At 73.9% G+C, this 19,679-nt stretch carries 15 protein-coding genes, 1 tRNA gene, 1 pseudogene and 1 riboswitch; of the genes and pseudogenes, 9 read left to right on the top strand and 8 right to left on the bottom strand.

Going from position 1 to position 19,679, the window contains the following annotated elements; all coding sequences use genetic code 11:
- Nucleotides 1-88: 88 nt before the first annotated feature.
- A complete protein-coding gene (locus ACFQ11_RS22945; protein WP_378301911.1) occupies nt 89-811 on the bottom strand; it encodes a glycerol-3-phosphate acyltransferase in 723 nt (240 codons plus the stop codon).
- 40 nt (nt 812-851) lie between these two features.
- Here ACFQ11_RS22945 and ACFQ11_RS22940 point away from each other — a divergent pair, with 40 nt between their 5' ends.
- Entirely contained in the window at nt 852-1,523 is a 672-nt protein-coding gene (locus tag ACFQ11_RS22940) for a spheroidene monooxygenase (RefSeq protein ID WP_378301966.1), read from the top strand.
- Between the two features lie 5 nt (nt 1,524-1,528).
- Here the strand turns inward: ACFQ11_RS22940 and ACFQ11_RS22935 are convergent, their stop codons facing one another.
- The 6 genes from ACFQ11_RS22935 to ACFQ11_RS22910 all read right to left on the bottom strand — a co-directional run bounded on the left by ACFQ11_RS22935 (nt 1,529) and on the right by ACFQ11_RS22910 (nt 8,276).
- A complete protein-coding gene (locus tag ACFQ11_RS22935; RefSeq protein ID WP_378301909.1) occupies nt 1,529-2,578 on the bottom strand; it encodes a phosphate acyltransferase in 1,050 nt (349 codons plus the stop codon).
- Between the two features lies 1 nt (nt 2,579).
- On the bottom strand, nt 2,580-3,506 hold the full coding sequence (locus ACFQ11_RS22930; RefSeq protein WP_378301907.1) for a phytoene/squalene synthase family protein: 927 nt from the start codon (nt 3,504-3,506) through the stop codon (nt 2,580-2,582).
- Entirely contained in the window at nt 3,503-5,008 is a 1,506-nt protein-coding gene (locus tag ACFQ11_RS22925; protein WP_378301905.1) for a phytoene desaturase family protein, read from the bottom strand. The genes ACFQ11_RS22930 and ACFQ11_RS22925 overlap by 4 nt, the downstream gene beginning before the upstream one ends.
- Nucleotides 5,009-5,153: 145 nt before the next feature.
- The gene (locus ACFQ11_RS22920) at nt 5,154-6,689 is read right to left on the bottom strand and encodes an SDR family oxidoreductase (protein ID WP_378301903.1); all 1,536 of its coding nucleotides are present in this window, start codon (nt 6,687-6,689) and stop codon (nt 5,154-5,156) included.
- A 15-nt stretch (nt 6,690-6,704) separates the two neighbouring features.
- On the bottom strand, nt 6,705-6,851 hold the full coding sequence (locus ACFQ11_RS22915; RefSeq protein WP_378301901.1) for a hypothetical protein: 147 nt from the start codon (nt 6,849-6,851) through the stop codon (nt 6,705-6,707).
- 135 nt (nt 6,852-6,986) lie between these two features.
- Nucleotides 6,987-8,276, bottom strand: a complete 1,290-nt coding sequence (locus tag ACFQ11_RS22910) for a cryptochrome/photolyase family protein (protein ID WP_378301899.1) — start codon at nt 8,274-8,276, stop codon at nt 6,987-6,989.
- Nucleotides 8,277-8,454: 178 nt separating this feature from the next.
- Between ACFQ11_RS22910 and ACFQ11_RS22905 the strand changes: the two genes are divergently transcribed.
- The 4 genes from ACFQ11_RS22905 (at nt 8,455) to ACFQ11_RS22890 (ending at nt 11,710) form a co-directional block, all read left to right on the top strand.
- Nucleotides 8,455-9,399, top strand: a complete 945-nt coding sequence (locus ACFQ11_RS22905; protein ID WP_378301897.1) for a MerR family transcriptional regulator — start codon at nt 8,455-8,457, stop codon at nt 9,397-9,399.
- Nucleotides 9,400-9,506: 107 nt separating this feature from the next.
- Nucleotides 9,507-10,004: an RNA polymerase sigma factor gene (locus ACFQ11_RS22900; RefSeq protein WP_378301895.1), complete on the top strand. Its 498-nt coding sequence runs from the start codon at nt 9,507-9,509 to the stop codon at nt 10,002-10,004.
- Complete coding sequence (locus tag ACFQ11_RS22895; RefSeq protein ID WP_378301893.1) at nt 10,001-11,008, top strand: YbgA family protein; 1,008 nt, start codon at nt 10,001-10,003, stop codon at nt 11,006-11,008. The genes ACFQ11_RS22900 and ACFQ11_RS22895 overlap by 4 nt, the downstream gene beginning before the upstream one ends.
- Nucleotides 11,009-11,248: 240 nt before the next feature.
- The gene (locus tag ACFQ11_RS22890; protein WP_378301891.1) at nt 11,249-11,710 is read left to right on the top strand and encodes a hypothetical protein; all 462 of its coding nucleotides are present in this window, start codon (nt 11,249-11,251) and stop codon (nt 11,708-11,710) included.
- Nucleotides 11,711-12,662: 952 nt separating this feature from the next.
- Here the strand turns inward: ACFQ11_RS22890 and ACFQ11_RS22885 are convergent.
- A tRNA-Pro gene (locus ACFQ11_RS22885) sits at nt 12,663-12,736 on the bottom strand.
- 288 nt (nt 12,737-13,024) lie between these two features.
- Here ACFQ11_RS22885 and ACFQ11_RS22880 point away from each other — a divergent pair.
- From ACFQ11_RS22880 to ACFQ11_RS22865, 4 genes and pseudogenes are all read left to right on the top strand, one after another.
- Nucleotides 13,025-14,923, top strand: a complete 1,899-nt coding sequence (locus ACFQ11_RS22880) for a PP2C family protein-serine/threonine phosphatase (RefSeq protein WP_378301889.1) — start codon at nt 13,025-13,027, stop codon at nt 14,921-14,923.
- A 448-nt stretch (nt 14,924-15,371) separates the two neighbouring features.
- Nucleotides 15,372-15,526, top strand: a riboswitch (cyclic di-AMP (ydaO/yuaA leader).
- 12 nt (nt 15,527-15,538) lie between these two features.
- Complete coding sequence (locus ACFQ11_RS22875) at nt 15,539-16,357, top strand: CHAP domain-containing protein (protein WP_378301887.1); 819 nt, start codon at nt 15,539-15,541, stop codon at nt 16,355-16,357.
- 162 nt (nt 16,358-16,519) lie between these two features.
- Nucleotides 16,520-19,402 (top strand): bifunctional glycosyltransferase/CDP-glycerol:glycerophosphate glycerophosphotransferase, encoded by a 2,883-nt coding sequence (locus tag ACFQ11_RS22870; RefSeq protein ID WP_378301885.1) that lies wholly within the window; start codon nt 16,520-16,522, stop codon nt 19,400-19,402.
- Nucleotides 19,396-19,679, top strand: a pseudogene (locus ACFQ11_RS22865) (hypothetical protein); the annotation flags it as partial. The gene ACFQ11_RS22870 and the pseudogene ACFQ11_RS22865, both read left to right, overlap by 7 nt.

Raw genomic sequence — 19,679 nt, 5'->3', positions numbered from 1 at the left:
GGGCAGCGCCTCCTGCTCACCGCCGCGCTGCGGGCCAGCTACAGCACTCCGGGTCCGGGGATGATGGTGTCGCCGCTGCTGGACCCGGTCACCGCCGTCCGGCTGACGCTTTCCGCGCTGCGCCCCGCCCGTACCTGGCGGGGCCGAACCTACGGCCGGAGCGCGGGCGGTTCTTCCGCGCGTCCACGCTCGGACGGCGCCGCTGCGCGCGTTCGGCGAGGGCGGCCTGTCCGAAGCGGGCGCCGATGAAGGCCATCAGCATCCCGGTGCCGGCGACGTGCGAGGCGGGGGCGAACGCCAGTTGCAGCGCGGGCAGGGAGAACACGGCGAGCCGCGCGCCGGCGGCGAACGAACCGGTGGCCAGCCCGCCGGCGGCGAGCGCGGCGAGGCCGAGCCCGAACGCCGGCGGGCAGATGACCGCCATGCCGCCGGCGAAGGTCAGGACGCAGCGTCCGCCGCGGCGCCCGGCGAACAGCGGCCACGCGTGCCCGGCCATCGCCGCGCCCACCGCCGCGTACACAGGCACGACGCTGGGCCCGCGGACCTGCCCGGCCGGGCCCGTCCGGTTGCCGCCGGCCGCCAGCCCGAGCAGCCCCGCCGCGGTGCCCTTGAGGAGGTCGCCGGCGAACACGGGTGCGGCCGAGCGGGCGCCCAGGCGTTGCCGGACGTTCCAGAAGCCGGGGTTGCGGTCTCCGACCGAGCGCGGGTCGAAGCCGTGGGCTCGGCCGACCAGGACCGCGACCGGCACCGAGCCGAGCAGGTAGCCGCCGATGACCGGAACCAGCACGGATTCCACGGATACGGGCGTCATCGCTTCCTTCCATCTCCTCAGGTACGCGAACGTGGACGCCATGCGGTACATGGCGCTGGACCGCCCGAGGCTGCGCGCCACGGCGGGGCTGTCGTTCTGGCGGCTGCTGGGCACCGGCCGCGGCCGCTCGATGAGCCTGGGCGCCGACCTGCGGCGCTGGGCGCTGTTCGCGGTCTGGGACGGCGAGGCGGCGCTGGAGGAGTTTGTGGAGCGCTCCCCGGTGGCGAACCGCTGGGATGCCGAGGCGGCGGAATCCTGGCATGTGCGGCTGCGGCCGCTGGCCTCGCGCGGACGCTGGGGCGGCCGGGACCCGTTCAGTGCCCCGGGCGCCGGCCGTGCGCTGTACGAGCACGTACCGGACGCGGACGCACCTCTGGCGGTGTTGACCCGCGCGTCGATCCGTCCGCGCCGGTTGACGGCGTTCTACCGCGCGGTCCCCGGAGTGGACCGCGCCCTGCGGGAGCAGGAGGGATGCCTGGCCTCGATCGGCGTGGGGGAGTGGCCCCTGGCACGGCAGGCGACGTTCTCGCTGTGGCGGGACGGGGCGGCGATCGACCGGTTCGCCTATCGAAGCGACGCCCACCGCGACGTGATCGGGCAGGTACGTGCACGCGACTGGTACTCGGAAGAACTGTTCGCACGGTTCGTCCCCTACGGGAGCCGGGGAAGCTGGGACGGCCGTGACCCGCTGCGGGGTCACGCCCGGGAATGACCGGTTCACGGGCGGTCCCCGGCCGCCGCGCCCATGGGGGCGTCCGCCATGGTCAGGGCGGAGGCGACCGTGCAGGCCCGTGCGATCGCGGTGGACCCGGACGATCCGTGGGCGACGAGGACCGACCCGGTCAGCCCCAGGAGCGCCGCACCGCCGTGGGTGTCGGCGCTGTAGCGCCGCCCGACCCTCTCGAGCGCTTCCGGAACGGCGGCCGGGCCGTCGGCGGCCATGCTCAGCACGGTGCGGACGCATCCCTCGATGTTCTTCAGGACCACGTTGCCGGTGAACCCGTCGGTGGCCACCACGTCCACGGTTCCGGCGAGCACGTCATCGCCTTCGACGTTGCCGTGGAACCGAACCGGCAGGTCCGGCAGCAGCCGGGCGGCTTCGCGGACGAGCCGGTTTCCCTTGCCCGGCTCGGAACCGATCGACAGCAGCCCCACCAGCGGGTCGGGCACGCCCAGCACCGCGTGCGCGTATCGACTGCCCAGGACGGCGAACTGCGCGAGCATCGGCGCGGTCGGATCGGCGGTCCCGCCCGCGTCGACCAGCACGGTGGAACCGGTCGCCGTGGGCAGGGCGACGGCCAGTGCGGGACGCAGCACGCCCGGCGCGCGTCCGAGGGTCCGGACGGCGCGGGCCACCACGGCCCCCGTGGAGCCGGCCGAGACGAAGGCGGCCCGTTCGCGCCGGGCCAGTTCGCAGCCGACCGCCAGGCTGGTGGCGGGACGGGCGGCCGCCCGCGCACCGGTGTCCGCCATGGGAACGATGTCGTCGGCGTGCACGATCTCCAGTTCGCCGACGCCGCCGTGCCGGCGCAACTCCCGGACGATCTGCTCCCGGCGGCCGACCAGGGTCACCCGCACCCCCTGCTCGCGATGGGCGGCCAGTGCGCCCGGAACCGTTTCCGGCGGCCCGTGATCACCGCCCATCGCGTCCAGCACGACCGGCCTTCCCGGCCCCGTGCTCTCGCGCTGCGCGAGCCGGGCGGGACCGGACGGGCGGACCCGCGCGGCGGGCGCGCCCGGGGACGGGACGTCTTCGAGTGCGGCCATCTCAGCCCTCCATGGCGGGCGGGCGCCGTTCGGCGCGCGCGGCGGCGGACGCGGCCACCAGGTGCCGCGTGAAGATCGCGGCGCGGCGCCGCCGCGGAACCCGTGCCCGTCCCGCCAGTACCTCGTGGTCGGCCGCGGTGATCCGGTCCAGGATGCCGCCGTACAGCGCCGCCGCGGCCCGGATGCAGGGACGCGAGGACGGCACGAGCATCTCGATGCCCTCCTGCGCGCGCCGGTAGTGGCGCCGTGCCCGGTCGGCCTCGAAGGCCACCAGCTCGCGCAACGCCCTGCCGGAACGGCCCCGGGCGAGGTCGGCCTCCCGCACCCCGAACCTGTCCATGTCCTCCAGCGGCAGGTAGATGCGGCTGCGCGCCTTGTCCTCGGCCACGTCCCGCAGGAAGTTGGTGAGCTGGAACGCCCGCCCCAGCTCCCGAGCCGGTTCGCGCGCGACCCGCTCGGCGCCGGGCACCGTCTCCAGCACCGGCAGCATCATCAGCCCGATCGCGGCCGCCGACCCCTCCATGTAGGCCAGCAGGTCCTGGTAGGTGTCGTAGCGGGTGACGGTCAGATCGGCGCGCATCGAGGCCAGGAACGCCCGGATGTCGTCGTGCTCGACGCCGAAGGAGCGGACCGTGTGCACGAACGCGGGCAGTACCGGGTCGTCGACCGGATCCCCGGCCAGGCCGGACTCCAGCCGGGCCGCCACGCCGTCGAGCGCCGCGGCCCTCCCGGCGGCGGAGCCGTGGCCGGCGCCGACGTCGACGATGTCGTCGACGTGCCGCGCGAACCCGTACAGCGCGTGGACGTGCCTGCGCTTCCACGCGGGCAGCAGCAGCGTGGCCAGATAGAACGAGCGGCCGTGGCGGGCGTTGCTGCGCCGGCAGTGCTCGTAGCTGGCCGTCAACGTCATCGGGTTCGCGGTCGTCATCGGCTGTCCTCCAGGATCCGGGCGGCGGCCAGCCGGCCGGAGATCAACGCGGGCGGGACCCCGACTCCCGGGGCGGTGTACATCCCGGCGAAGTGCAGCCCGGGGACGCGCCGGCTGCGGCCCGACGGGCGCAGCCACGCCGTCTGGGCGAACCGGTGGTCCAGCGCGAACGGGGTCCCCGCCGAGTGCCCCAGCCGCGCCCAGGCCCGCGGGTCGAAGGTGAGCCGCGGCCGATCCGACAGGTCGCCGTACCCGAGCGCGGTCAGACGTCCCAGCAGCCGCTTCTCCAGCCGCGCCGCGAGCCGGTCCCAGTCGGCCCCGCCGGCCAGGTTCGGGACGGGTTCGAGCGCGCTGAGCGTCGCGTGTCCGGACGGGGCCGCGGTGGAGTCGTCCCCGGGGTGGGTGACCAGGAGACTGGGGTCGGGTTGCGGGCGTCCGGCCGCCAGCGCGGAGAACGCCGCCTCCGGCTCCCGGCCGAAGTGCACGGTGTGGTGCGCCTGCCCGGGGAGCCGCCGTTCCAGGCCGAAATGCACGACCAGGCAGGACGGCGAGTGGCGGGGGCGCCGCAGCCGCCAGTCCGCCGCCTGCTCGGGAAGCAGCCCCGAGTGCGCCCGGAGCAGGTCGCAGGCGACCACGGCGTGGCTCGCGGCGATGCGCTCGCCGGTGTCGAGCCGGACGGCGCGCACACCGGACGCTCCGGTCTCCACCCGTTCGGCGCGGACGCCGTACCGGACGCACGCGCCCGCTTTCTCCGCGACGTCCGCCAGAGCCCGGGGGACGGCGTGCATGCCGCCGTCGCGGGGAAAGTAGACCCCGCCGACGGTGTCCATGTGCGCCACCGCCGCGTAGACGGCCAGGGCCCGATGCGGGGGGAGCCCGACGTACAGCGACTGGAAGGTGTGCGCCCGGATGAGCCGCTCGTCGCCGAGCTGCCCGGCGACGAACCGGTCCAGGCGCCTGAACCCGCCGGCCGTGGCCAGCTTCAGCAGCGCATACGGACGCGCCATGTCGCGCAACCGGGTCATGTCGGCATCGATGAACGATGCCCATTCCGCCTCGAACATCGTCCCGAGCCGCCGCCGGAAACGCAGGTACCGCGCGGCCTCGGCCGGTCCGCACAACGCGCGGACGTTGTCGGCCATCGCCCGCGCGCCCGCCACGACGTCCAGGTGCGAGCCGTCCGGGAAGGCCAGCCGGTAGAAGGGGTCCAGCCGCCGCAGCGGCAGCCACCGGTCGATGTCCTCACCGGCCGCGCCGAAGGTGCGGGTCAGCACGTCCGGCATCGTCAGCACCGAGGGCCCGGTGTCGAACCGGTAGGGCCCCACCCGGGCCGTCCCGCAGCATCCTCCCGGCTCCTGCCCGGCTTCGACGACCACGACCTCGCGGCCGGCGGCGGCGAGATGGATCGCCGCAGACAACCCGGCCAGACCCGCGCCGACAACCACCACCGGGCCGTGCGCGGCCCGCGGTACCGGCGGCGGCGCGGGTGCCGGCGAGCCCATCAACGCCGCCCGCCGGAGCCGTGGTCTCCGCCCGACCGGTACCGGAAGGCCATCGCCTGCTCCCACTCGTCCGCCGGCGTTCCCTGATCCGCTTTCGTCCCGCGACGCCCGGCCGGACGCGTCCGGAACGTGATCGGTGGCTCGCTCACTTCGCTCCGCCCCGCTCGGGGACGGCCGTCCCGGGCCGGGAGGTTCCGGACGTGCGGGCTTGTTCGGCCGCCCGGGCGATGCCGCGGCACATCCCCCCGAAGACGCGATCATGGAAGGGCCGGAACGCCCACCAGTACGCGTGCCCCGCCAACCCCCGCGGATGGAACAGCGCCCGCTGGGTGAAACGGGTGCGGCCGTCCTGTTGCGCCATGCCCAGTTCCAGCCAGGCCAGGCCGGGCAGCCGCATCTCGGCACGAAGCCGCAGAAGCCGCCCCGGCTCGATCTCCTCCACGCGCCAGAAGTCGACCGTCTCCCCGATTCTCAGCCGGCGCGGGTCCCGGCGGCCGCGCCGCAGTCCCACGCCGCCCACCAGCCGGTCCACGGCGCCGCGGGCCCGCCAGGCGATCGGGAAGGAGTACCAGCCGCGCTCGCCGCCGATCCCCTCGATGACCGCCCACAGGCGTTCGCCCGAGGCGTTCACCTCGCGGCTCCGCTCGTCGGTGTAAAGGCTGCCCCCGGCCCAGTCGGGGTCGGTCGGCAGCGGGTCGCTGGGGGCTCCCGGGACGCTCGCCGACGACCAGCGCGTGGCCACGTCGGCGTCGCGGACGCGGCGCAGGGCCAGCGACACCGCGCGTTCGAAGCCGGTCGGGCCGTCGGGCGGCGGCGGCACGTACCGGTCGATGTCGTGCTCGCGGCGGACCACCTCGTTGCGCAGCGACTCCACCAGCGGCCGCGCCAGGCCCCCCGGTACCGGCGTGATCGCGCCGACCCACAGGCTCGAGAGCCATGGGCTCAGCACCGGCACCGGGACGATGACCCGCCGCTTCAGCCCGGCGACGGCGGCGTAGCGGTGCATCATGTCGGCGTAGGTGAGCACGTCCGGGCCGCCGATGTCGAAGCCCCGGTTCACGTCGGCGGGCAGGTCCGCGGCCGCGACCAGGTAGTGCAGGACGTCCCGGATCGCGATCGGCTGGATCCGCGAGCGGACCCAGCGCGGGGTGACCATCACCGGCAGCCGCTCGGTCAGGTACCGCAGCATCTCGAACGACGCCGACCCGGACCCGATGATCACCGCGGCGCGCAGCCAGACCGCCGGCACGCCGGCGTCGAGCATGATGCGGCCGACCTCGGCCCGCGACCGCAGGTGCGGCGACAACTCCTCTTCCGGCTCCATCCCGCCCAGGTAGACCAGCCGGCGCGCCCCGGCGTCGCGGGCCGCGGCGGCGAAGGTGCGCGCGGCCCGGCGGTCGGCCTCGGCGAAGCCGCCCCCGCCGCCGATCGCATGGATCAGGTAGTAGGCGACGTCCACGCCGTCCAGGGCCCGCCGCGTCGAGTGCGGATCGGTCGCGTCGGCCTCGACGATCTCCACGTCCCCCGCCCACGGGTGGTCGCGGAGCCGCCGCGCCGAGCGGACCATGCACCGCACCGGGTGACCGGCGCGCAGCAGTTCGGGCACCAGCCGCCCGCCGATGTACCCGCCGGCCCCGGTCACCAGGAACAGGCGCCCCGTAGCGTCCTCTCGCACGTCCATGACCCGTCCCCGCCGTTACGGCGTCGCCGCCGGTGCGGGCGCGCGGCCGTCCGCCGGCATGCCGCCGTCGCCCGTTCCTTCCGTGCGCAGGGCGACGCCGATGGCGACGGTCGGCGCCCATCGGCCGACGAGGACGCCCCACTCGCGCAGAGCTGTGATCATTGCTCCTCCTTGGGAGGTGGGTCACCCCGTACCCGGCCCCCACCCTCACAAGCGCCGTCTGAATAATCCTTTGCCTGGTCGAACGCGGATCCGCGAACCGCCCCTCGAGCACGACGGGCGATCAGTCGTGGACGTTCACGGATCGGTGATCGGCGGGGGATAGTCGAGGGCGCGCCTGCGGGCCTCGGGGAGCGTCCAGGGGCGGTGGACGGCGGGGCCGTCGACGTCGGACAGTTCGGGCAGGTACCTGCGGACGTAGTCGCCGCCCCGGTCGAAGCGGGCCGCCTGGCGGTGCGGGTTCATGACCTGGCTGGGGCGGGTGCTGTTGCCGGTGCCGGCCACCCACTGCCAGTTCCCGGCGTTGTCGGCGATGTCGCCGTCGGCGAGCCGGTCGTTGAAGTGGCGCAAGCCGCGCCGCCAGTCGATGCCGAGGTCGCGGGTCAGAAACGAGGCGGTGATCAGCCGGGCCCGGTTGTGCATGTACCCCTCGGCGTGGAGCTGCCGCATCCCGGCGTCGACGATCGGGATGCCGGTGCGGCCCTCGCACCAGGCGGTGTAGGCGTCTTCGTCGAGGTTCCACCGGTGCCCGCGGGGGCGGTAGTCGCGGGTGGCGAGGGAGGGGAAGGCGGCGGCGACCTGGTGGTGGAAATCGCGCCAGGCGAGCTGGCGGCGGAACCCGTCCGGTGCGGCGGCGTCCAGTTCCCGCGGTGAAACGCAGCCGAACTTCAAATATGGGCTGAGCCGGGAGGTGCGGTCGGCGGCGAGGTCGTCGTGCACCCGGTCGTAGTCCGCGGCGTCGTCCCGCAGCCAGTCGGCCATACGGCGGCGTCCGGCCCGCTCACCGCCGGCGGCCAGATCGCGGGACGTCGCTCCCGAAGCCAGGTCGGCGAACCGCGGCAGCGGCCCCGGGCGCACGCCGGCGGGCAGCCGGACGGACGGGGGAGTCCGCGCGATCGGCCGCCGCGAACGGCCGTCCCAGGCCCGCCAGTACGGTGTGAACACCCGGTAGTGGTCGCCGCCGGCCGGGGCGAGGTCCCCGGGCGGCACCACCGTGACGCCGGGGTGCGTGGTGACCCTGAGCGGCAGGTCGCGGAGCCTGCTCAAGCGCCGGGTCGCGTATCTCGACCGTTCGTCGGCCAGGAACAGGCTCTCCGCGCCCGTCTCCTGGGCCAGGCGGGCGATCTCCGTGGCGGGATCGCCGCGCCGAACGACCAGGTCCCCGCCCAGCTCGCGCAGTGACTCCCGGAGGTCGGCGAGGCCGTCGAGCAGGAACCGGACGCGATTGGGCGCGGCGAACGGGCCGTCCAGCAGCGCGTCGTCGAAGACGAACACCGGCACGACCCGCTCGGCCCGGCATGCGGCCGCCAGCGCGGGATTGTCACGGACCCGCAGGTCACGGGTGAACAGCATCATCGAAGTCCTCATCACCAGGAGTTCGGAGCGGGCACCGGCGCCGGTTGCCGCCGTGCGGACATGAGCCGGGGCGGCGAGATCGTCACGGACGCAACCGGGGCGAACGAAGCCGACGAAAGCCTTTATGGCGAACGCTGCGGGGTGCGGCGGTGGGACGATGTGGGGTCGGACGAGGAAGGGGCGCATCGGCATGGCGGCGGAGTCCGGGAGCGGGGCCGGGCTGGGGGTCGGCGCGGTCGCGCGGCGGCTGGGCGTGGCGGCGTCCACGCTGCGCACCTGGGACCGCCGGTACGGCATCGGACCGTCCGGCCGCAGCGCCGGCGGCCACCGCCGCTACACCGCCGACGACCTGGCCCGGCTGGAGGCGATGCAGCGGCTGATCGTGTCCGGCGCGCCACCGGCCGAGGCCGCCCGGGCCGCACTGGACGCGCCTCCCGCCGGTCCCGCGTCGCCCCGGGGGCATGGCGCGGGCGGCAACCGCATCCCGCTGGACGCCACGCCCGCCGCGCGCAGCGGCCCCCACGCGGCCCGGGTCAGGGGGCTCGCCCGGGCGGCGATGGCGTTGGACGAGCGTGCGATGACCACCACCGTGCACGCCGCGCTGGACCGCGAGGGAGTCGTGGCGGCGTGGGAACTGCTGTTCGTGCCCGTCCTGGTCGGGATCGGCCGCAAGCACGCGGCGTCCGGCGCCCATGTCGAGGTCGAGCACCTGCTGTCGGCGGTGCTGCTGAGCGCCCTCACCGAGCGGGCACGTCCCCGCGGCACGGGCGGACGTTCCGTGCCGCCGGTGCTGCTGGCGTGCGCGCCCGAGGAGCAGCATTGCCTGCCGGTGTACGCGCTGGCCGCCGCACTGGCCGAGGCCGGGACGGCGGCCACCGTCCTCGGCGCGCGGGTGCCGGTCCCGGCGCTGACGGCCGCCATCGACCGGACCGGCCCGCCCGCGGCGTTCGTCTGGTCGCAGACGTCCGAGACCGGCGATCCGTCCTGGCTCGCCGGACTGCCCACCGGCCGGCCGCCCCTGCGAACGGTGATCGGCGGCCCCGGATGGGCTGATCGGATCCCGCCCCGCGTCCGCCTCGTAACCACGCTGTCCTGGGCGGTCGCCGAGCTCCAGGCGGTCACGCCGCGGCGCTGACCGGACCCCGCGACTGCCCACCCTTTTCGCCCGCTTTGCCGTGCGGTGGTTGCGCGCGTCCACCGGCCGTGACTATGAATAGGTTTTGAAGCGATTTAGGGGACGTGATGAGCCTTACCGAACGCATCGCCCACGGGGAGCAGGCGGCCCTGGCCGAGTGCTACCGCAGCCTGGGCCCCCGCATCCGCCGTCATGTCGCCCACCTGGTGCCCGCCCGCGACCTGGACGACATCGTGCAGACCGTGTTCTGGGAGATGTGGCGGACCCGGGATCGCCTCGACCCGGACCGCGACCTGGAACCGTGGCTGCTGGCCATCGCCCGCCGGCGGGCCATCGACCTGCTGCGTTCGGAGGCGGCGCACCGGCGGCGCACCGCCCGGGCGATGGACGACCGGAGCATCGCCGACACCGCTTCGGCCGTCGACGACGCCTGCGACGTGCGCGCGGCGCTGGCCGTCCTGCCCGCACCGCAGCGCCAGGCGATTGCGCTGGCCCATTACGGGCAGCTCACCCAGCGGGAGATAGCCGACCGGCTGGGCGTCCCGCTCGGCACCGTCAAAGCACGCACCGTCGCCGGGATGCGCAGGATGCGAGAGATGCTATGACCACGCCGACATCCGCGACCACGAGCACACCGCCCCCCGGCGCCCGCGAGCACCCGAGGCCGCGTCTGGCGGCGTCCAGTTGCCTGCTCGGCGCGCCCGTCCGCTACAACGGCGGCCACAGCCGGGACCGCTTCCTCACCGGATCGCTGTCCCGGCACGTCGACTGGATCCCCGTCTGCCCGGAGATGGAGATCGGCCTCGGCTCGCCCCGGCCCACCATGCGACTGCGCACCGACGGGCACATCGTCACCAAGGACGAGACCGACCACACCGACGCCATGCACTCCCTGGCCGACCGCAGAATTCCCGCACTGGATGACCTGGACGGCTATGTCCTGAAAGCCCGATCGCCCACCTGCGGACTGTTCAACCTCCCCCGCTACGCCTCCGGGCGGCCGGGCGAACGCACCGACGGCCAACCGGTCGACCGCACCGGCCTCGGCGTGTTCGCCGCCCGGATCCGCGCCGCCCTGCCCGACCTGCCCACCGAGGAGGACGGCCGGCTCAACGACCCGGTGCTGCGCGAGCACTTCGTCGAGCGCGTGTTCGCCCACGCCCGGCTCCGCGAACTCTTCTCGTCCGACTGGCGGCCGCGCGACCTGGTGGACTTCCACAGCCGGCACAAGATGCAGCTGCTCGCGCACTCTCCCGGCGGATACCGCGAGACCGGACGCATCGTCGCCCATGTCGGCGACCGTCCCAGAGCCGACCTGGAAGCCGACTACCGCCGGGCGTTCGCCGCCACGCTCGCCGTCCGCGCCGGCCGGGGCCGCCACACCAACGCGCTCCAGCACCTCCTCGGCTTCATCGGCGACGACCTCGACGCGACCCGGCGCCACGACATCCTCACCGCGATCGGCTCCTACCGCGAAGGACGGGCACCCCTCAGCGTCCCGATCGCCCTTCTGCGCCACCACGCCGAAGGCGAACACGACCGCTACGTCGCCGACCAGACCTACCTCGAACCGTTTCCCGACGACCTCGCCCTCCGCCACCACGTGTGATCACCCCCGCGACTCCGTAGCCGAAGAGCGCCCAAGCGATGCCGCCAGCGCGGGCACACCCCACCGCACGGGCGTGACCAGTCGCCGCACGTCCGACGCCGGGGAGGCCACGAAGGGACCCACACCGATGTCGTCCAACCCCGACCAAGCGGCTGACGCCCCCATCTTGAAACCGCAACCGGCCAGCCCATGGGAACGGTGAGTACTCTTGGCGCGCTGTACCAACACAGGGAGGGCATTGTGTTCGCAAGAGCCGGCGGGCACTTGGTCGGTGCGGTGGTCGCCTGCTTGGCGTTCGCCCTCCAGGGCGTCGCCGTCTACGTCGGCCTGCTCGCGTACGCGGTCGTCACTGACACGGACACCGGCGGCCCGCTCGCGGGGCCTTTCCTGGTGCTGCTCTCCGGCGTCGTGGGCGTCGTCCTGGTGCCGCTGCTGTTCATACCGGCCAGCGTCATCGGAGAGGTGGCCGCGAAGAGCGGACGCCTGCTCACCAGGTGGCTCGCCGCCTCGGCCGCAGCCGGAGCACTGGCCATGATCTACGTGTTCCTCGCCGCCCTGGCCACCGACGCGTCCATCGCGAACTCGCTGCTGGCGAGCCTGGTCGCGGCGCTCGCAGTGCTCGTCCCCACGGCACTGTGCGTCGGCGTCTCCCATGGCGCGCTGAAACTCATACCGGGCAAGCCGAGGGACGCCCCTGGCTAAGGCCCGTTTCACGGACCTGGCTCTTGTAGTTACGACTTGCTGGTGGCCACGGTTCGCCGACACAGGCTGACCGACGCGCCCGGACCAGGATCGAGCCGCTGCCGGTCACCACCGCCCGGGGCAGCGGCGGAACCACCGGCAGGCGATCAACGGAACCCTGTGTACCGGCGCCGACCGGCGGGACATACGCGATACGGCTCGTGGCAGACCCTCTACATCGGTCAGGCCCCACCACGCCGCGATCGAGCGGCGGCTTGGTCGGCGGTGTTCGCGGACCCCACCACCATGCAGGCCCACCAACCCCGCCTCCGACGCCCGCAAAAAAGGGGGGACGACCGGGGAAAACCGGCACCGGCTGGACAGGAACCCGGGCAGGCCCTCGGCGTGCTGACCACCAATATCCGCCTGGCACGACGTCCGCGGCCTGCCCCGGCGTCTGCGGTGGCCGTCGGCAACATCAACGACCGCACCCGCCTGATCGAGGTGGACGAGGCCATCCGAATCAGCCATATCCGAGCCCGGCGATCACGCGCCGGGGCGTTCGCGCGGCGCGTTGTCGGCCAAGCCGCATTGGCCTGCGGTCAGGGCCAGAAACCGCTGTCACTAATGATCACTGCCGGGCAGCGGGACAACGCCCCGCAACTCGAGGCGCTCATGGCCGGGATCCGGAACGGCCCATCGAACCTCGCACCATCAATCGCAGCTTCGACCTCCGGTACAAGTGCGCCGGCGTCAGGACCATGCAAGTGCACGACACTCGACACACGCGCGGCTCTCTGCGCGAAACTACCGGCCGCGGCGAAGAGGAGGGCTCTCAAGCAGCTCGGAGACCGTCTATCGAGCCCGGACGTGACCAACGGGGACCGGCGAGCCGGACGCGTAGCTGTACATCACTGCTGTACGAACGACCAGAGGCCACGTGCGAAAGATCGCATGTGGCCTCTGAGCTGCGTCGGGACGGCGGGATTTGAACCCACGACCCCTTGACCCCCAGTCAAGTGCGCTGCCAAACTGCGCTACGTCCCGGTGCCGCCCTGTGTGGGCGGGCGTGATTACTCTAGCGCAGTTCGCGGGGTAGTGCGTACCGGGAATCCGAGGGTGGCGGTGGGCGGTGTGGTCGGCGGGGTGTGACCTGGGTCACTCGTTGGGGTAGGGGTTGGTCCCTGGAGGGTCACCGGAAGTGGTGGAGTTCGGGCATCCAGGGAAAAGCGGGTTAAAGATACGGGTAGGAGACCCGGAAGGGGATGAATAGTCCTTCGTTGGCGTATGTAGCTTTTTTCTCTCGGGGCATGCAGTGCCGAACGGGGGAGTGGCTTGGCCGAAGCGGAGGGGCCGCGAGCGCCGGGAGTGCACGCGGCGGTGCCCGACCTGGAGGACCTGCGGGGGGCCGCGCATGACCGCGCGATCCTGGCCGAGGCGCGGGTCGTGCTCGCGCGTCGGCTGGGGGTGCCGCCCGGGGAGGCGCTGCAGCATCTGATCTGGCTCGCGCGCGACCTGGACATGGAGCTCGCCGAGGCGGCGGCGCTGGTCGTCAAGGACGTCGGGGCCGGGTCGGCGGAGGCCGTCGCGGCGGCGCGGCGGGCGCCGCGGGCGGAGGTGGCGACGACGCGGCGGGAGGTCCTGTCGGAGGCCGAGGACGTGCTGCGGCGGGTCACGGCGGAGGACACCGGGAACGATCGGGAGATCCTGGCCGGGTTGCCGGACGATCCCGTGGCGCGGGGGGTGCTGGACGGCGCGCTGGACTCGGCGGCGCATCTGGTGCCGGTTCGAGGGCCCGAGGGGGACGTCGCGGACTTCCTGTACGCGGCCCTGAACGGGCAGGCGAAGGACCTGTTCGGCCGGGGCGCCGAGGAGCTGACGGGACGGCGGCTGCTGCAGACGGACCCGGGGACGGCGCTGACCGGGCTGTTCGAGGAGTACGTGGGGGTTCTCGGGGGCGCGGGGACGCTGGAGCGCGGGTCGATCATGTACACGACGGCGCAGAGCGGGCTTTCGCGGACGTCGCGGATGAGCGTCCGGTGCGTGCAGGTGCCGACCGGGGTGTGCGTCGTGTGGCGGTACCACAGCCGGGAGGACCGGCTCGCGCGGAGGCTGGAGCGGGTCGAGCGCCTGGCCCAGCTGGGGTTCGGGGAGTGGGACCTGGTGACGGGCGCGGCGGAGTGGACGCCGCAGATGCTCGCGAACTACGGGCTGTCGCCGGACGAGGTCCCGCCGATGCCGCACGACCTGCCGAAGGTGGTGGCCGACGACGACATGCCGCTCGTGGAGGAGGCCCTGCAGACGCTGTTCCTGCGGCGGGAGCCGGTGGAGGCCGAGCACCGGGTGATCGGGGCGGACGGGCGGCCGCGGCATCTGTGGCTTTTCGCCGAGCCGGTCCTGGACGACGCGGGCCTGCCGGTGTCGGTGAACATCGTGTCGCAGGACATCACGCGGCGGCGGGGTGTGGAGCGGGCGCTGGCCGACACGCGGCGGCAGATGCTGAAGCAGCAGGCGCGGACGGCGCAGGAGCGGCGGGTCGCGGTGACGCTGCGGCGGGCGATCCTGCCGGACGAGGGGGAGGTGGAGCGGCTGCCGGGGGTGCGGATCGCGCTGCGGAGCCTGGCGGCGGAGAGCGCGGCGCGGATCGGCGGCGACTGGTTCGCGACGCGGGGGCTGCCGGACGGGCGGGGCCTGTTCGCGATCGGGGACGCGGCGGGGCACGGGCTGCCCGCGGCGGCGGCGATGGCCCGGACGCGGAACGGGCTGCTGGGGCTGGCGTTCACCGGGGAGCCGGCGGGCCGGCTGGTGGGCTGGCTGAACGAGCTGGTCGGGACCATGGACCCGCCCGCGACGGGCACCGCGATCGTGGGGCACTTCGATCCGGACCGGGGCGTCATGGAGTGGACGTGCGCGGGGCATCCGCCGCCGATCCTCGTGCGGGACGGGCGGGCCGCGCCGCTCGAGGTCGTCCGGGACCCGATGCTGGGCGCGATGCCCGGCTGGGAGTACACGACGATCAAGACTCCGCTGGTGCGGGGCGACATGGTCTTCCTGTACACGGACGGGCTGGTGGAGCGCCGGGACGCGGATCTGGACGAGCGCATCGCGCGGCTCACGCAGATCCTCGAGGAGGGGTCGGGGCGTCCGGAGGTGGCGCTGGACGAGGTGCTGGCGCGGATGGAGCACGACCGGGCGGCGGACGACACGACCTTGTTCGCGCTCCGGGTGGAGTGACGGACACCGCCTTCGACCTGCGGCGACGTGGTGTTGTGACTTAGGGCACACGAAATGCCCTCTGGGTGGCCGGTGGGCGGCGTCGGGCCGCGGGGCGGGGGCGTCTCGTCGATCTAGGGAAGCCTTGGACGGTGGCGCGCGGCAGGCCCCGTGGAATAGGGGTTTCGGAACCGCCGGCAAAGATCGGGAAGAACGTCTCGCGGGTGGGTGTTGAGGAGTCCTTGAAGGCCGCTTGACCAGGGAAAAGATCACTTTTGGCCTGGTTTGCTTTCGTTGCGAAGGTTGGTACCTTCAACCCGAATCTCGCAGCGCGATCCACGCGTTGTACCGGCCGTGCCAGGGGCGCGGCCGCCGGTCGCGGAGCGGTCCACGCACGCGACGCGCGCCATGCACGCGCGCCCCTCAAGAGCAGTCGCTCAGAGATATCCGACAATCCAGCGCCGCACGCGCGGCGTGAAGGCCGAGTCCGCACAGGTCCGACGAGGGCCGCAGCGGAGCCGGGGACCCAAGTTCCAGGGGTGAATCGGCGCGTCCCGAGCGCGCCGTAGGGCTCTTCCATGCCCGAATCCGTCAGCTAACCCGGTAGGCGTCATGGGAGACAAGGAGATTCCCTGCATGACCGGTCGTTTCGATCGTCTTTCCGAGTCCGTGAAGCGCCTGAACCCCCAGTCCGCCGTCAAGCGGCTGGCTCCCGAACTCGCGATCAAGCGCATGACCCCCGAGGACCGGGCCGTCGGCGTCGCCGTCGGCGCGGTGCTGGCCGGCGCCGTCGGGCTGTCGGTGTTCAACCCCGTGGCCGGGGCGAGCGCGGCCACCGAGGCCGCGAACGCGACGGTGGAGAAGGCCGCCGCCGTCACGCACACCTCCGAGAAGGCCGAGTCGTCGTCTTCGACGATGAGCCTGGCCGAGGCCCGCGCCGAGGGCTGGAAGGTGCCGCCGCGCGCCGTCGAGGCGTCCGAGGTGATCGACCTGGCCAAGGAGCAGGTCGGCATCGAGGAAGAGGGCCCCGGCAACATGACCAAGTTCCACGAGTGGTGGACCTCCACGCCGCGCGCCGAGTCGGCCGCCAGCAGCGGCGGCTTCTCGGTGGACGCCTATGACGGCGCCGCGTGGTGCGACATGTTCGTGTCCTGGCTCGGTGCGCAGACCGGCGTCAAGGGCATGGGCTGGGACGCCTACACCGTCTCGCACGCGAGCTGGTTCAAGGACCAGGGCCGCTGGGGCCAGGAGGCCAAGCCCGGCGCGATCGTGTTCTTCGACTGGGGCGCCGGTTCGGACGGCTCCATCGGCGACATCGACCACGTCGGCATCGTCGAGAAGGACAACGGCGACGGGACCGTCAGCACCATCGAGGGCAACAGCAACGACGCCGTCGAGGAGAAGGTCCGCGACAAGGGCCAGATCGTGGGCTACGGCTACCCCGAGTACGCCTGATCGACCGGCACCGGCCGATCACGAAGGCGCCCGGCGCTCCGCCGGGCGCCTTCGGCGTTCCGACGGTAATGCGAACCATTGACAGGCTTTGGCCGCGCTTGGACCTCCCTCCGCCGTTCCTGGAAAGGAATCCCTGGCACGCGGAGCAGCGGAGGGAGGCCCATGCGGGTGCGCCCGGATGTCAGTGTGGTGGTGATCGCCTACAACGACGCGCGGCGGCTGCCCCGAGCGGTCGCCTCGACGCTGGCGCAGTCGCTGCGCTCCGTGGAGACGGTGATCGTGGACGACGCGAGCACCGACCGCACCGGGGAGGTCGCGGAACGCCTCGCCGCCGCGCACCCGGGCAGGGTCCGGGCCGTGCACCTCCCGGTCAACTCCGGGGGCTGCGGCCGTCCCCGCAACACCGGGGTCGACCGTTCGGACGGACGGTTCGTGATGTTCCTCGACAGCGACGACCTGCTGGACCGGCACGCGTGCCTCAACCTGGTCGCCGCCGGAGAGGAGACGGGCGCCGACCTCGTCTCGGGCCTGTGCACGAGGGTGTTCCTGAACCGGCCGGCGGGCGCGAAGAACCGCACCCGTCCCTGGTATCCGTGGCTGTACGAGCGCAGCGCCGTCTACGGTTCTCTCAGCGAGAACCCCGATCTGCTGTACGACACGCTGTCCACGAACAAGGCGTACCGCAGGGAGTTCCTGGACGAGCAGGGGCTGCGGTTCGTCGAACGGCTCCACTACGAGGACCTGCTGTTCACCGCCGAGGCCTACCTGGCGGCCCGGCGCACCGCGCTGATCCCGCACCGCGTCTACAACTGGCTGGTCAAGGACGCCGCGGCGGGCCCGTCGATCTCCAACCGGCGGGCCGAGCTCGCCAACTTCGCGGACCGGCTGGAGATCCACCGCCGCATCGACATGCTGTTCGCGCTGCGCGGCGCCCACGGGCTGAAGCGCGCCAAGGACGTCAAGTTCCTCAACCACGACCTGCTGCTGTACCTGCGCGAGCTGCGCGGCCGCGACCCCGGTCACCGGGCGCGCTTCCTCGACCTGGCCGCGGGCTACCTCGCCGAGCTGGACCCGCGGGCGTTCGAGGACGCCAACCCGATGGCGGCGGTCGCCGCTTACCTGGTCCGGGAGGGCGACCACGCGGCGGCGCTGGCCGCGGCCGAGCACCGTCCCGACCATCCCGTGCTGGGCGCGCCGCTGGCGGAGCGGGACGGCCGGATCTACTGGGGCGCCCGCCCGCCGCGCGGGGCGCTCGGACGGCGCGTGCTGGACGTCACCGGGTTCGGCTTCCACCTGCGGCCGCTGCGGGAGCTGTCCCCGGGGAACACGGTGACGCGGCTGGAGGTCCGCGACGGCTGCGCCCGGATCGCCGGGCACGTCCTGAACCCGCTCGGCCGGGTGCCGCCGGACGCCGACCTGTCGGCCGTGCTGGTGTTCCGGGACCGGCGCGGGCGGGCCCCGGCGGCCCGGGTCGGCGCCGACGTCGAGCACCGCGGCGACCGGCTGGCGTGGCGGGCGGAGTTCGATCCGCGGCGGTGCGTCCGGCCGGTCGGCTTCGTCGACCCGCTGTGGGACGTGCGGCTGCGCGTGACGGTGAACGGCGAGACGATGGTGACCCGGCCGGGGAGCGGCACGGGGTCGCCCCCGCTCAACGACGTGGACCTCCCGGTGCGGCCCCGGCTGACCCGCCTCGCGGGGGACGTCCTGCGCTCGCACGTGACCGCGGCCGGGCACCTGTCGTTCGTCCTGGACGGGCGCGGCCGCGGCGCGCGGTTCGCCGGGGCGGTCGTGCGGGGCGCGGCGGCGACTCCGGCGGGGCGGCGGTCCTGGCGGCGGGCGCGGCGGCGGCACCGGTCGGCGCGGCGGGCGCTGGCGTCGCGGCGGACGAAGACGGCCGTGTTCAACCGGGTCCTGACGCGGCTCCCGGTCCGGCCCGGGCTGGCGGTGTTCGAGAGCCACCTCGGCCGGTCCTACTCCGACAGCCCCAAGTACATCTACCGCGAGCTGCGCAGATCGGGACGCGCCGTGGACGCGGTGTGGTCCTACCGGTCGTCGCCGGAGGGGTTCCCGCCCGACGCCAGGCTCGTCCGGCGCGGCTCGTGGGCGTACTACCGGGCGCTCGCACGGGCGGAGTTCTGGATCGACAACCAAGGCTTCCCGGACGGTCTGCGCAAACGGCCGGAGACGACCTACGTCCAGACGTGGCACGGTTCGGCGGTCAAGCCGATGGGCCTCGACCAGCCGCGGCTGAAGGGCGCTCCCGCGGCGGACCGGCACCGGCTCCGCCGGATGGTGGAGCGCTACGACTGCTTCCTGGTGCGCTCGGACCACGACGTCCGAACCCTGTGCCCGGCTCTGGGCGTCCGCGCCGAGGCGCTGCCCGCCGGGTATCCCCGCAACGATCCGCTGGTCCGCGGCGCGGACGCCGATCCGGAGACGGCGGCCGAGGTCGCCGCGCTGCGCGGCTCCCTCGGGCTGGAGGGCGACCGGCGCCGGGTGCTGCTGTACGCGCCGACGTTCGCGACGGACCCCCGCGGCCGTCCCGTCCGGACGCTGGAGCCGCCGGTCGCCCCGGACGTGTTCGCGCGGGAGCTGGGCGAGGAGTTCGTGCTGCTGCTGCGCCCCCACTACCTCTGCCGGGCCGACCTCCCGCCGTCCGCGCGCGCGTACATGCGCGACGCCGGCGACGTGCCCGACGTCACCCCGCTGCTGCTGCTCGCGGACGCGCTGATCACCGACCGATCGTCGATCATGTTCGACTTCGCGCTGCTGGACCGTCCGATCGTCCTGCACCTCCCGGACGCCCCGTCCGGTGCCGGGGGCGACCCCGAACGCGGGTACGTCGACCTCGAACGGGACGCGCCCGGGCCGATCACCCGGACGCCGGACGAGCTCGTCGCCGCCCTCGCGGATCTGGACGCGGCGGAGGCGGTGCACGCCCCCCGGCGCCGGGCGTTCGCCGCGCGGTTCGGCGAGCACGACCGCGGCACGGCGGCGCGGACGGTGGTGGAACGCTACTTCGCCGATCGGGGGCGGGAATGCTGACGGGCAGGGAGCCGGGCGGAGGCGGCGACGCCGGGGGCGCCGCGGCGGGACGGGACGTCTTCGTCGTCTGCAACAACGCCGACGACATCGGGGGCGTCCAGCGGTGGGCGCACCACATGGCGCGGCTGTTCGCGGCCCGCGGCGACCGCGTCACCCTCGTCGGGATCACCCGGGGGCCGGGGCCCGCCGCGCACGATCCGGCCGGCGCGTACCGGGTGGTGGCGCTGCACGGCCGCTGGCGGCCGCCCGCCCTCGCCCTCCGGCCGCGCTCGCCGCG

Origin of the sequence: Actinomadura sediminis (assembly GCF_042675525.1) — a bacterium.
In the GTDB taxonomy this organism is placed as follows: Bacteria; Actinomycetota; Actinomycetes; order Streptosporangiales; family Streptosporangiaceae; genus Spirillospora; species Spirillospora sediminis.
The sequence above is the reverse complement of the archived record's forward strand: the minus strand, read 5'-3'. Positions and strand labels throughout refer to the sequence as shown.

Bases quoted from the DNA above. Each gene is read 5' to 3' on its own strand.
- ACFQ11_RS22945 (WP_378301911.1), bottom strand. From the start codon at position 811: ATGACGCCCGTATCCGTGGAATCCGTGCTGGTTCCGGTCATCGGCGGC.
- ACFQ11_RS22940 (WP_378301966.1), top strand. From the start codon at position 852: ATGCGGTACATGGCGCTGGACCGCCCGAGGCTGCGCGCCACGGCGGGG.
- ACFQ11_RS22935 (WP_378301909.1), bottom strand. From the start codon at position 2,578: ATGGCCGCACTCGAAGACGTCCCGTCCCCGGGCGCGCCCGCCGCGCGG.
- ACFQ11_RS22930 (WP_378301907.1), bottom strand. From the start codon at position 3,506: ATGACGACCGCGAACCCGATGACGTTGACGGCCAGCTACGAGCACTGC.
- ACFQ11_RS22925 (WP_378301905.1), bottom strand. From the start codon at position 5,008: ATGGGCTCGCCGGCACCCGCGCCGCCGCCGGTACCGCGGGCCGCGCAC.
- ACFQ11_RS22920 (WP_378301903.1), bottom strand. From the start codon at position 6,689: ATGGACGTGCGAGAGGACGCTACGGGGCGCCTGTTCCTGGTGACCGGG.
- ACFQ11_RS22915 (WP_378301901.1), bottom strand. From the start codon at position 6,851: ATGATCACAGCTCTGCGCGAGTGGGGCGTCCTCGTCGGCCGATGGGCG.
- ACFQ11_RS22910 (WP_378301899.1), bottom strand. From the start codon at position 8,276: ATGAGGACTTCGATGATGCTGTTCACCCGTGACCTGCGGGTCCGTGAC.
- ACFQ11_RS22905 (WP_378301897.1), top strand. From the start codon at position 8,455: ATGGCGGCGGAGTCCGGGAGCGGGGCCGGGCTGGGGGTCGGCGCGGTC.
- ACFQ11_RS22900 (WP_378301895.1), top strand. From the start codon at position 9,507: ATGAGCCTTACCGAACGCATCGCCCACGGGGAGCAGGCGGCCCTGGCC.
- ACFQ11_RS22895 (WP_378301893.1), top strand. From the start codon at position 10,001: ATGACCACGCCGACATCCGCGACCACGAGCACACCGCCCCCCGGCGCC.
- ACFQ11_RS22875 (WP_378301887.1), top strand. From the start codon at position 15,539: ATGACCGGTCGTTTCGATCGTCTTTCCGAGTCCGTGAAGCGCCTGAAC.
- ACFQ11_RS22870 (WP_378301885.1), top strand. From the start codon at position 16,520: ATGCGGGTGCGCCCGGATGTCAGTGTGGTGGTGATCGCCTACAACGAC.